The sequence below is a fragment of the Streptomyces sp. NPDC002734 genome (genome assembly GCF_040295685.1).
GTDB lineage: Bacteria > Actinomycetota > Actinomycetes > Streptomycetales > Streptomycetaceae > Streptomyces.
The window spans coordinates 172,820-183,408 of the sequence record NZ_JBEOVU010000006.1; the positions used below are offsets into that span (position 1 = coordinate 172,820).

At 73.9% G+C, this 10,589-nt stretch carries 9 protein-coding genes; 4 read left to right on the plus strand and 5 right to left on the minus strand.

Going from position 1 to position 10,589, the window contains the following annotated elements:
* Position 1: 1 nt before the first annotated feature.
* Entirely contained in the window at positions 2-778 is a 777-nt protein-coding gene (locus ABT026_RS08235; RefSeq protein ID WP_502967921.1) for an SDR family NAD(P)-dependent oxidoreductase, read from the minus strand.
* Positions 779-1,162: 384 nt separating this feature from the next.
* Here ABT026_RS08235 and ABT026_RS08240 point away from each other — a divergent pair, with 384 nt between their 5' ends.
* Complete coding sequence (locus ABT026_RS08240; protein WP_351113284.1) at positions 1,163-3,289, plus strand: SpoIIE family protein phosphatase; 2,127 nt, start codon at positions 1,163-1,165, stop codon at positions 3,287-3,289.
* 21 nt (positions 3,290-3,310) lie between these two features.
* Here ABT026_RS08240 and ABT026_RS08245 read toward each other — a convergent pair whose 3' ends face one another.
* Positions 3,311-3,988 carry a TetR/AcrR family transcriptional regulator gene (locus tag ABT026_RS08245; RefSeq protein ID WP_351113285.1) on the minus strand — a complete coding sequence of 226 codons (678 nt, stop codon included), beginning with the start codon at positions 3,986-3,988 and terminating at the stop codon, positions 3,311-3,313.
* 229 nt (positions 3,989-4,217) lie between these two features.
* Here ABT026_RS08245 and ABT026_RS08250 point away from each other — a divergent pair, with 229 nt between their 5' ends.
* Entirely contained in the window at positions 4,218-5,171 is a 954-nt protein-coding gene (locus tag ABT026_RS08250; RefSeq protein WP_351113286.1) for a zinc-binding dehydrogenase, read from the plus strand.
* 115 nt (positions 5,172-5,286) lie between these two features.
* Here ABT026_RS08250 and ABT026_RS08255 read toward each other — a convergent pair whose 3' ends face one another.
* Both ABT026_RS08255 and ABT026_RS08260 read right to left on the minus strand, forming a co-directional pair.
* Positions 5,287-6,336 carry a YncE family protein gene (locus ABT026_RS08255; protein ID WP_351113287.1) on the minus strand — a complete coding sequence of 350 codons (1,050 nt, stop codon included), beginning with the start codon at positions 6,334-6,336 and terminating at the stop codon, positions 5,287-5,289.
* A 78-nt stretch (positions 6,337-6,414) separates the two neighbouring features.
* On the minus strand, positions 6,415-8,436 hold the full coding sequence (locus ABT026_RS08260; protein WP_351113288.1) for a carbohydrate-binding protein: 2,022 nt from the start codon (positions 8,434-8,436) through the stop codon (positions 6,415-6,417).
* Between the two features lie 286 nt (positions 8,437-8,722).
* On the opposite strand from ABT026_RS08260, the gene ABT026_RS08265 reads away from it, so the two are divergent.
* Positions 8,723-9,118 carry a DUF7144 family membrane protein gene (locus ABT026_RS08265; protein ID WP_351113289.1) on the plus strand — a complete coding sequence of 132 codons (396 nt, stop codon included), beginning with the start codon at positions 8,723-8,725 and terminating at the stop codon, positions 9,116-9,118.
* A gap of 42 nt (positions 9,119-9,160) precedes the next feature.
* Here the strand turns inward: ABT026_RS08265 and ABT026_RS08270 are convergent, their stop codons facing one another.
* Positions 9,161-9,433 (minus strand): GlsB/YeaQ/YmgE family stress response membrane protein, encoded by a 273-nt coding sequence (locus ABT026_RS08270; RefSeq protein WP_351113290.1) that lies wholly within the window; start codon positions 9,431-9,433, stop codon positions 9,161-9,163.
* Between the two features lie 92 nt (positions 9,434-9,525).
* On the opposite strand from ABT026_RS08270, the gene ABT026_RS08275 reads away from it, so the two are divergent.
* A complete protein-coding gene (locus ABT026_RS08275; RefSeq protein WP_351113291.1) occupies positions 9,526-10,434 on the plus strand; it encodes a PfkB family carbohydrate kinase in 909 nt (302 codons plus the stop codon).
* The last annotated feature ends 155 nt before the right edge of the window (positions 10,435-10,589 follow it).

Genomic DNA, 10,589 nt, shown 5'->3' on the forward strand with positions numbered 1-10,589 from the left:
CTCACAGCGCGGTGTAGCCGCCGTCCACCAGGTGGTAGCTGCCGGTGATGAAGGAGGCCCGGTCGGACAGCAGGAAGGCCACCAGTTCGGCGACCTCCTCGCTCCGGCCGAGACGGCCGATCGGGTGCAGGCCCACCAGCGCGTCACGCGCGGCCGGGTCCAGGTTCTCGAGCAGCGGGGTCTCGATGAAGGCGGGTCCCACGGAGTTGATCCGGATGTTCTTCGTGGCGTACTCGGCGGCGGCGCACTTGGTCAGGCCCAGCACCCCGTGCTTGGCGGCCACGTAGCCCGCGGAGCCCTGGAAGGCCACCGAGCCGAGGATCGAGGAGACGTTCACGATCGCGCCGCCGCCGGCCTGCTCCATCGCGGGGATCTGGTAGCGCATCGAGTAGAAGACGCCGTCCAGGTTGGTGCGCACCACCCGGTCCCAGTTCTCCAGCGCCTGCTCGCCGGTGGGCGCGCTGTCGCCGCCGATGCCGGCGTTGTTGACGCCCAGGTGGCAGCCGCCGAAGGTGTCGACGGTGAAGCGGACGGCGGCCTCGACGGAGGCGGCGTCGGAGACGTCCACGGTGAACGCGGCCGCCTCGGAGCCGCCGTTCCTCAGATCGGCGGCCGCCTGCTCGGCGCCCTCGGCGTTGTAGTCGGCGATCACGACCTTGGCGCCGCCCTCCGTGAGGCGGCGGGCGATGGCGAGGCCGATGCCGGAGGCCGCTCCGGTGACGAGGGCGGCGCGTCCGGCGAACTCGGTGGCGTAGTCGGTGCTCACAGTCGGGCTCACTTTCCTGGTGTGCGGCCGGCCCGTGGGGCCGCGGCCGGTCCGGGGGCGGGGGCCGTCCCGGACGATCTTGAGGGGAAGTGAAAAACATCCGCACGGGCACCGTAGACCGGCCCGGTCCGGCGGGCATGTCGGCGGCGGCCGGGTTCCCCCGTGCGCAGCTTCCGGCGCCAGGGCGCGGATGTGCCGCCGACGCCGGGGAAGGCCGTCGCCGGGCCGGAGGGCGCGGTCGCGCTCCCGCAGCGCCGGGTCGAGCGGCCGCTGCTACCGTTGATCTCGTGCAATACGGGCAAATGGGGTGATGTTCGCCCCGTCCGTTCGCCCCGGACGCCGGTGGAGAGGCCGCGGCCTCCCTGGCCGGTTCCGGGCGACTGCCAGGGGACACGCATGACAGACATCGGCACCGGGGCCTCCGCCCCGACGGTCACCGGGACGCTGGGGACCGCCCTGGCGACGGTCATGAGGGACACGGCCGCCTCGGTGGGCACGGTCCACCTGGCGTCCCCCGACGAGAGCGCCCTGAGACTCGTCGCCGTCGCCGGGGGGACCACCAGCCTCCTGCGTCCGTGGATGACGATCCCGCTGGACGCCTCGGCGCCGGCGGCGGACGCCTGGCGCCGGAAGGCCTTCGTCTGGCTGCCCGACCAGCAGGAGATGGCGCTGCGCTATCCCTCGATCGGCCTGATCATGCCCTACGACGTCATGCTGGCCGCGCTCCCGATCGTCGGCCACACCAAAACCTGGGGCGTGCTCTCGGTGCTCCTGCCGGTGACCCACGCCGGACACCTGACCCCGGCGGAACTGCGGTCGCTGCAGGACGCCTGCGGGCGTGTCGCGCGCGTCCTGGACGAACGCGAGGCCTCCGGCGCCGGCCTGCCGCCCTTCGACACGATCCACAAGGTCACGCCGCTCCGACGGGACGAACCCGCCCCCGAGGCCGCCCGGGCGGCGTACGACGCGCTGGAGCGGATCCCGGCCGGGGTCTGCGCCCTGGACCGTGACGGCCGGGTCGTCTACCTCAACCCGGCCGCCGCGCGGCTGCTGGAGATCGACGCCCACACCGCGCTGGGACACCGGCCCGACTCCATGCTTCCGTGGCTGCGGGACCCCGTCTACGAGGCGCAGTACCGCGCCTCCGTGGTCACCCGCCGGCCCGTCGGCTTCAACGTGACCACGCCGTCGGGGCGCCGCCTGGGCTTCCTGCTCTTCGCGCACGAGACCGGGACCGCCGTCCGCGTCATGGACGCCGACATGGCCGGTGAGCCGTCCCTGCCCCGGAGCGGGACCCGGGGGCAGCCGTCCGGCATAGAACCGGGCGACCTCTACCACCTGACCCATCTCTCGGCCGCGCTGGCCGAGGCGGCGTCGGCCGAGCACGTGATCCGGCTGGTGCGCGAACAGGTCGTCCCGGCCTTCGGGCCGGACGGCTTCGTCCTCGCCAAGGTCCAGGAGGGCCGGCTCACCGTCCTCGACACGGCCGGCCTGAACGAGGCCGGGAGCCGGAACCTGGAGGGGAAGCCGCTGACCGCGGACGAGCCCGTGATGCACGCCCTCGGCGACCACCGCCCCCGCTTCTACGCGTCGGTCGAGGAGCTCTGCCGCGACCTGCCCCCCTCCCGGCAGGTCCCGGACGGGATGGCCGCCTGGGCCCTGATGCCGCTGGTGTCCGACGGGCGGGGGATGGGCTGCCTGGTCCTCGGCTACCGCGAGCCCCACCTGTTCTCCACCGCCGAACGCAGCCTGCTGGTCTCGCTCGCCGGTCTCATCGCGCCCGCCCTGGACCGGACCCTGGTCTCCGACACCGAGCACCGGCTGGCCCTGGACCTGCAGTCCTCGCTGCTGCCCAGCCGGCTGCCCGAGGTGCCCGGTCTCACCTTCGCCGCCCGCTACCTGCCCAGCACCCGCGGGTCCGGGATCGGCGGCGACTTCTACGACGTGATCCGCTGGGGCGACGAGGGCGCCGCCGCGGCCACGGTCGGCGACGTGCAGGGACACGACACGGAGGCCGCCGCGCTGATGGGGCAGGTGCGCACGGCGGTCCGTGCCGTCGCCGGCGCCCCGCCGGGCGAGGTGATGCGGCGCGCCAACACCCTGCTGGCCAACCTGGAGGCGGAACGCTTCACGAGCTGCGCCTACGCCGAGTTCGACCTGCCCGCCCATCAGGTCCGCATGGTCACCGCGGGACACGTGCCGGCGCTGCTGCGGCGGCCCGACGGGGGCACCGGGACGGTGGAGCTGCCGCAGGGGCTGCTGCTCGGCGTGGAGAGCGACCACGTCTACCGGACCAGGACGCTCGGTTTCGACCCGGGATCGGTGCTGGCCCTGTACACGGACGGTCTGGTGGAGAAGCCCGGCACGGAGATCGACGCCTCGATCCAGGAGCTGGCGCGGTCGCTGGCCGAGGCCGACACCGGCGATCTGGACGGGACGGCGGAGAGCCTGCTGCGGCACGCGCACGCGTCGGGGCCGCGTTACGACGACATCGCCCTGCTGCTGATCCGCTGCGACGCCTGAGGCGCGACCCTCGGCCGGTCCTCAGCTCCCGTCGTCCCCGGCGCCCTCCAGCGCCGGCGGGACGGTGCGGCGCAGCAGACCGTGGACGATGTCCGCGTAGGGCTCCGCGCCGTCCTGGTCGACCCACAGCTCCACCGCAAGGCGCAGGGTGCCGTTGACGACGAGGGCGAGGGCCCGCACCTGCGCGGGGTCGGCGTGCGGACCGGTGCGCTCGGCGAGCAGGGGGACCATGACGCGCTCCGCCTCGTAGTGGAGATCCAGCCAGACCGTGCGGAGCCCGGGCTCCGCACGGGTCAGCCGGAGCAGGTCGCGCAGCCGGCCCATGTCCGGATCGGAGTCGGCCGGCGGCCACAGCGGCCCGGTGATCTCGTGCAGCGGGCGCTCGGCCGGCCAGGCGCGCAAGGTGGCGACGAACCGTTCCACGGCCACCGTGAGCAGCGGCCGCACGCACTCCTCCTTGCGCCCGAAGTAGCGGCTGAGGGTGCGGGTGGAGACGCCGACCGCGCGGCCGATGTCGTCCCAGGAGGTGGCTGCCAGGCCTCGCTCCACGAACAGCTGCACCGCCTCGTGCGCGATCTCCAGGCGGGTGGCCTCCTTGCGGCGCTCGGTCAGCGGAGGACGGCCCGGCCGCCGGGGGCCGCCGGTCGCGCCGGGTGAGCCGCCGGCCGCACCGGGGGAGTCGGTGGCGCTGTCCGCCATGCCTTGCCCTTCTCGCTGTTCGCGCAGGTGGATCCGGGTGTCGGGCCTGCCGTGACGAGGTTATCGCGCCGTCGCGGAGCGTCGGGAACGGTGCCGGGCGGAGGGCAGGCGATTTGTGTCTGACTCGGACTTGTTGTCTCGATCGGACAGAAAGGCGTAGCGTACGAGGAGCGACGGCGCATCGGTCGTCGCGTACCACCGCACCACTCGCAACAGGAGGGCCGGTCCGATGAAGGCCTGGCAGTTCACCGACACCCATCAGCCCCTCGTGCTCCACGAGGTCCCCGAGCCGAAGGCCGCCCCCGGGGAGGTCGTCCTCGAGGTCAGGGCGGCGGGCCTGTGCCACTCGGACGTCGGCCTCATGGAGGACGAGGGCTGGCTCGACCTGCTGGCCAAGCGCCCGATCACCCCGGGCCACGAGGTCGCCGGTGTGATCACCGAGGTCGGCGAGGGCGTCGAGGGCTGGAAGGCCGGCGACCGCGTCGGCGTCTGCCCGACCGTCGAGGGCCACGGCGCCGTCGGCTACGCCTTCGACGGCGGCTACGCGCCGAAGTGCGCCGTTCCGGCCGCCACGCTGGTCGCGCTGCCGGACCCGGTCTCGTTCGCGCAGGGCGCGGCCGGCACCGACTCCGGCATGACGGCCTACCACGCGATCGTCGCCAAGGGCGGCATCAAGAAGGGCGACAAGGTCGGTGTCATCGGCCTGGGCGGCCTCGGTCAGATCGGCGCCCGGATCGCGGTGCTGACGGGCTGCGAGGTCTATGCCGCCGAGCCCAACGAGCAGGTGTGGGAGCTCGGCCGGGAGATCGGCGTCAAGGAGATCGTCAAGGACGTCACCGAGCTCGCCGACAGGGAGCTCGACGTCATCGTCGACTACGCCGGATTCGGCACCACCACCGCCGGAGCGATCGAGGCGATCCGCCCGGGCGGCACCGTGGTCCAGGTGGGCATGGGCCGGCTGGAGTCGACCATCTCCACCAAGACGCTGATCCTCAAGTCCGTGATCCTGCGCGGCTCCTGCGGCGGCGACATGGACGCGGTCAAGGGCGTCTACGACCTGATGGCGACAGGAGAACTCGCCCCGCAGCTGGTTCCGATCACCTTCGACGAGATCTCCGACGGACTGGACCGGCTGGCCAAGGGCGGCGTCGTCGGCCGCCTGGTCGCGGTGTCGGGGGAGTGAACCGGGCCGGCCGCGGGTGACGGTCCGGCCGGACACGGGAGCGACGGAGCCCCGCAGCCGTGGGAGGGCGGTTGCGGGGATCCGTCGCGTGGACCGGCCGGCGGACGCGGCGGGATCAGTGACCGAGGTCGATCCGGTAGCCGAGGTCGAAGCCGTCGGCGCCGGCGCCCGACTTGTCGAGCACGTAGGCGGTGCCGTCGACGACCGTCACGTGGTTCGGGTTCTTCTGCGTCGGCAGGTCCTGCACCGCGCCCGTCCGCGGGTCGACGACCGAGACGGTGGCGGCGACGCGGTTGGCGACGACCAGCTTGCCGGTGCGCTCGTCGGTGGCCACGGAGAGCGCGCCCGCGCCGGTGGGGATGGTGGCCGTGACGGTGCTGGTGTTCAGGTTGACGACCGAGACGGTGCCGTCGGTCTGGTTGGTGGTGTAGGCGGTCCGGCCGTTGCGGGACAGGGAGACCGAGATCGCGCCGGCGCCGGCCGGGTGGAACTTCACGATCTCGTCCTTGTACGGGGAGAACTGCGCGATGCGCGGGTTGTTGAGGTCGCTCGCGTACACCTTGCCGGTGTTCTCGTCGAGGGCCAGGCCCATGAAGCCGGCGCCCTCGACGGCGATGCGCTTCTTCTCCTCGAAGGTGTCGGTGTCGAAGGCGACGACCTCGCCGCTGTTGTACGAGGTGGCCCAGGCCAGGTCGCGCTTCTCGTCCACCACGACCTCACGGGCGTGGCCCACGTTCGGCAGGGAGGCGAGGTGCTTGCCGGTCCGCTGGCTGTAGACGGCCACGCCGTTGTCGCGGGTGTTGGTGACCCAGACGGTGTTGTTCTCGTCGTCCACGTCGACGCCGTAGACGGCCTCGCGGGCGCCGGTCGTCGCGTCGACCACCGGCGGGGTGAAGGTGTCCAGGACCTCGAGGGTGTCGGGGTCGAGCTTCAGCAGGGCGGTCTGGGTGACCGGCGGACGGCCGGTGGACGCGGTCGCCCACAGGACGTCGTTCCGCTCGGAGTAGGCCGTCTGGTAGAGGCCCTTCCACACCGGGGCGGTGGTCTCGACGGTGGCCGGTGCCGGCGTGAACGGCGTGGCGGAGGCCGGGGCGGTGAGGGTGAGACCGGCGGCGGCCACGGCGACGGCGGCGGCGAGGCGGAGGCGGAGGCGTGCGGAGTTCATGAAGGGTCGATCTCCTGACGGAAGGGAGGGGCGCGTGGTGGGAGTGCCGTGCGCGGGGGAGCGGTCGTGGAACGGGGGTCAGCCGGCCGTGGGGGCCTCGGAGCCCTGGGCGGGGCCGGCCTGGGGACGGGAGCGACGCAGCACCAGGTAGCCGGCGGCCGCGGCGCCCGCCGCTCCGCCGACCACGCCGCCGGCCGTGGACCAGGCGATGGTGGTGTAGGAGACCGGGGAGGCGACGGTGGTGGTGGCCGCCGTCGCGGCGCCGGCCAGGGTCTCGGGCGCGGCGGTGGAGTCGATCGCGGCCGGGGCGGTGGCGCCCGCGGCGACGACGGTGAAGTCGACCTTCAGCGTGGTCGGCGGGTTCGGCGCGAGGAAGCGGAACCAGTGCTTGCCCACCGCGGTGTCGGCGGGGACCTCGACGTCGCCCTCGAAGGAGCCGTCCGCGTCGGTCTTCCACTGGCCGAGGATGCCGTCGTCGTCCAGCTTGATGGTGACGGTCTCGTTCTTCGGGAACTTCGTCACCTTGAAGTGGATGCTGCCGCCCGGCTGCACCTCGCTGGCGGTGATCTCGGCCTTGGCGCCGGAGGAGTTGGAGGCGGAGGCGGGAGCGCCGGTCGCGGCCGGGATCTCCTGCGTGCCGCCGCCGGCGGCGCCGCCGGAGCCGGTGGTGGAGCCGCCCGTGGTGGCGGACCCGGGCTCCGCGCCGTCGGTGACGGTGAAGTCGGCGCGCAGGCTGGTGGAGGGGTTGGGGGCGAGGAAGCGCAGCCAGTGGGCGCCCTTGGTGGTGCCCGCCGGGACGGTGACGCTGCCGGAGAAGGACCCGTCGGAGCCGATGGTCCACTGGCCGATGATGTCGGAGTCGTCCAGCTTGACGGTCAGGCGCCGGCCGGCCGGGAAGCCGCTGACGCGGAAGGAGACCTTGCCGCCCGCCTTGACGCTGGAGCCGGCGGTGATCGAGGCGGAGGCGCCGCTGCTGGTGCCGCCGGTGGTGGAGCCGGAGCCTCCGGTCGACCCGCCCGTGGAGCCGCCGGTCGAACCGCCGCCGCCCCCCGTGGACCCGCCGCTGCCGCCCGTGGAGCCACCCGTCGACCCGCCGGTGGAGCCGCCGGTGGACCCGCCCGAGCCGGAGCCGCCGCCGGTGGAGGTCACCGTGAAGTCGGCCCGCAGGCTGGTGGAGGGGTTCGGCGCCAGCACGCGCAGCCAGTGCGCGCCCTTGGCGGTGCCGGCGGGGACGGTGACGGTGCCGGAGAAGGTGCCGTCGGCCGCGACCGCGTCCTCCCACTGCTTGAGGATCGCGTCGTCGTCCAGCTTGACGGTGATCTTCTGGCCGGGGACGAAGCCCGAGAGGCTGAAGGACACCTTGCCGCCGGCGGCGACCGAGGAGCCCGCGGTGACGACCATCTTCGGGGCGGCGGGCGCGGGCCGGGTGACCGTCAGGGCGGAGCTCTTGACGCTGGTGCCGGTGGCCAGGAAGCGCAGCCAGTGCTCACCGGCCTCGGTGCCCTCGGGGACCGTGACGCTGCCGGAGAAGGAGCCGTCGGAGCCGGTCGTGAACTGGCCTATCAGGGAGGCGTCGTCGAGCTTGACGCTCAGCTTCGCGTCGGCCGGGAAGCCGGTCACGCGGAACGGCACGCTGTCGCCGGCCCGCACCGAGGAGGACAGGAGCTCGGCGGCCGGCGTCCGGACCCCGAACGTGACCGGGACGGAGGTGTTCGGGGCCAGGAAGTGCAGGGTGTGCGTGCCCTCGGCGGCGGTGGCCGGGACGGTGAGCGAGCCGGAGACGGAACCGTCGTCCCCGACGGTGAACTGACCGAGCACCGTCTGCTTGTCCAGCTTGACCGTCAGGGTCGCGCCGGCCGGGAAGTCCTCCACCGTGAACGGGAGTTGCGCGCCCGCCGTCACCGACGGGGAGCCCAGGGAGACCGAGGGGGCGGCGTCGGCGGTCGCCTGCGTGGTGAGGCCGAGGTCGCCGGTCGGGCCCGCGCCGAGCGCCGGGGAGGTCAGCGCGCCGATGGTGAGCGCCGCGCCGGCGGTGGCTGCGGCGAGCTTGCCCATGCGGCCGTGCGGACGGTGCGGGCGGTCGGCTCTGAAGGGAGGCATGGCTGCGGATGCTCCTGAAGGGGCGAAGGAACTGAAAACACCACGAAAGGGGTCGCACGCCCGGGAGAGGTGCCCCAGGGCGACGAGCTTAGGTTAGCCTAACCAAAGTCGTGATGTGAGGGGTGGGTGGCCGCCAATTCCCGCGCTCCGCACACGAGGCGACCGCAGTGTGGTGCGCTATCCGCCGGAGCGCCCGCCGTTAGCCCGTCCGCCGCTCCTGGAATGCCGCGCACCCCAGGGCGACGCAGGCTCGGCAGGAGCGGACGTCACGGCGGAGGGATCGGGTATGAACAGGCAGGCGGACCCCGGGAAGCAGCTGCTGGCGGCGAGCGGGACGACGTTCGCCGGCGTGCTGCTGGGCGTCTCGGGCACGGTGACGGTGCTTCAGGGCATCGCGGCGCTCGCCGGCGACGACGTGTACGGCCGGATCGGCTCCTACGTCTTCGAGTTCACCCTCACCGACTGGGGCGTCGTGCACCTGATCGTGGGCGCGCTCCTGCTGGTGACCGGTGTCGGGCTGCTGGGCGGCAAGGAGTGGGCGCGGGTGACCGGCCTGGTGCTCGCGGTGCTCAGCATCGTCGAGCAGTTCATGTTCCTGCCCTACGCGCCGGTGTGGTCGGTGCTGCTCGTCGCCCTGGACGTGTTCATCATCTGGTCGCTGGCCACCTACCGGCCGGCCTGAGGCGCCTGCCCCGCCCGGCATCGGCCCCGCTCGCGGCCGGCGTCAGCCCCTTTCGCGGGAGTGGCCGAAGAAGACGCGGTAGAGGACCAGCAGGACCAGCGCGCCGCCGACCGCCGACACCCAGGTCGCCGGGTCGTAGAAGTCCTGGTCGACCGGGCGGTCGAAGAACCGGGCGGACAGCCACCCGCCGAGGAACGCGCCGATCACACCGATGATCGTGGTGCCGATCAGCCCGCCCGGGTCGCGGCCCGGCATCAGGACCTTGGCGATCGCCCCGGCGACCAGCCCCAGCACCACCCACGCCACGACGCTCATGTCCGGCTTCCTCCGCGTTTCCGTCCCGTACGGCCTCACGGCCGTACGGGGTACCTGCCCAGCCGCGCGGCAGGTCACGCCAGGATGGGCGGATGGAGCGAACCAAGGACGACCTCGACGTACTGGTCCTCGGCGGCGCGGGCGTGGACACCATCGTGTACGTGCCCGAACTGCCCCTGCCCGACGCGGACAGCCGGCTGGTGGAGGGGGTGCTGGCACGGGCCGGGCACACCGGCGACTTCGTCGCGCTGGGCCTGAGCCGGCTCGGCCTGAGGGTCCACCACCTCGACGTGGTGGGCGACGACCCCGAGGGCGAGCTGGTGCGCGCCTTCCACCGTGAGCACGGCATCGCGCTCACCGCGCCGCACGCCCCGGCCGGTACCCGGCGGGCCGTCAACCTGGTGGGGCCGGACGGCCGCCGGGCCTCCCTCTACGACGGCAGCCGGGGCGGCGGGCGCTACCCCGAGGAGACGGTCGCCGCCCTGGCGGGGCGTGCCCGGCACGCGCACGTCTCCATCACCCAGCCCGCGGCCGACGCCCTGCCGGTGCTGCGGGAGGCGGGCGTCACCGTCTCCACCGACCTGCACGACTGGGACGGCGAGGCCGCCCACCATCTGCCGTTCGCGCTCGCCGCCGACGTGGTGTTCTGCTCGGCCGCCGCGCTTCCCGCCGACCCGCTGCCCACCATGCGCCGGATCGCCGAGCAGGGCAGGGCACGGGTGGTGGTGGTCACCGCCGGGGCGGACGGCGCGCTCCAGCTGGTCGACGGCACGGTCCGCCGGATCGCCCCGGCCGTCCCGCCCGCTCCGGTCGTCGACTCCAACGGCGCGGGGGACGCCTTCGCGGCGGGCTACCTGTACGGCTGGCTGCGCGGCGAGGACGCCGAGCGGTGCGGACGCCTCGGCGCGGTCGCCGGCGCCCACGCCTGCACGGTGCCGGCCACCGCCGCGGACGCGGTCGACGAGGCCACGCTGCTGCGCGCCGCCGCGATCGCGGGCTGAGCCGCGGGGCCGCACCCGGGCCGGGACCCCCGGCGGCACCGCCCGTCGCCGGGTCCCGCGGTGACGGGTCCTCCGTCGGGGGATCCTGCGGTGACGGGTGCTCCGCCGACGGGTCCTCCGGTGGGGGAGAGGGCTGGGCCATACAGGGCAGTGCG

Coding starts and splice junctions, on each gene's coding strand:
- ABT026_RS08245 (WP_351113285.1), bottom strand. CDS start 3,988: ATGGCGGACAGCGCCACCGACTCCCCCGGTGCGGCCGGCGGCTCACCC.
- ABT026_RS08260 (WP_351113288.1), bottom strand. CDS start 8,436: ATGCCTCCCTTCAGAGCCGACCGCCCGCACCGTCCGCACGGCCGCATG.
- ABT026_RS08265 (WP_351113289.1), top strand. CDS start 8,723: ATGAACAGGCAGGCGGACCCCGGGAAGCAGCTGCTGGCGGCGAGCGGG.
- ABT026_RS08250 (WP_351113286.1), top strand. CDS start 4,218: ATGAAGGCCTGGCAGTTCACCGACACCCATCAGCCCCTCGTGCTCCAC.
- ABT026_RS08240 (WP_351113284.1), top strand. CDS start 1,163: ATGACAGACATCGGCACCGGGGCCTCCGCCCCGACGGTCACCGGGACG.
- ABT026_RS08255 (WP_351113287.1), bottom strand. CDS start 6,336: ATGAACTCCGCACGCCTCCGCCTCCGCCTCGCCGCCGCCGTCGCCGTG.
- ABT026_RS08270 (WP_351113290.1), bottom strand. CDS start 9,433: ATGAGCGTCGTGGCGTGGGTGGTGCTGGGGCTGGTCGCCGGGGCGATC.
- ABT026_RS08275 (WP_351113291.1), top strand. CDS start 9,526: ATGGAGCGAACCAAGGACGACCTCGACGTACTGGTCCTCGGCGGCGCG.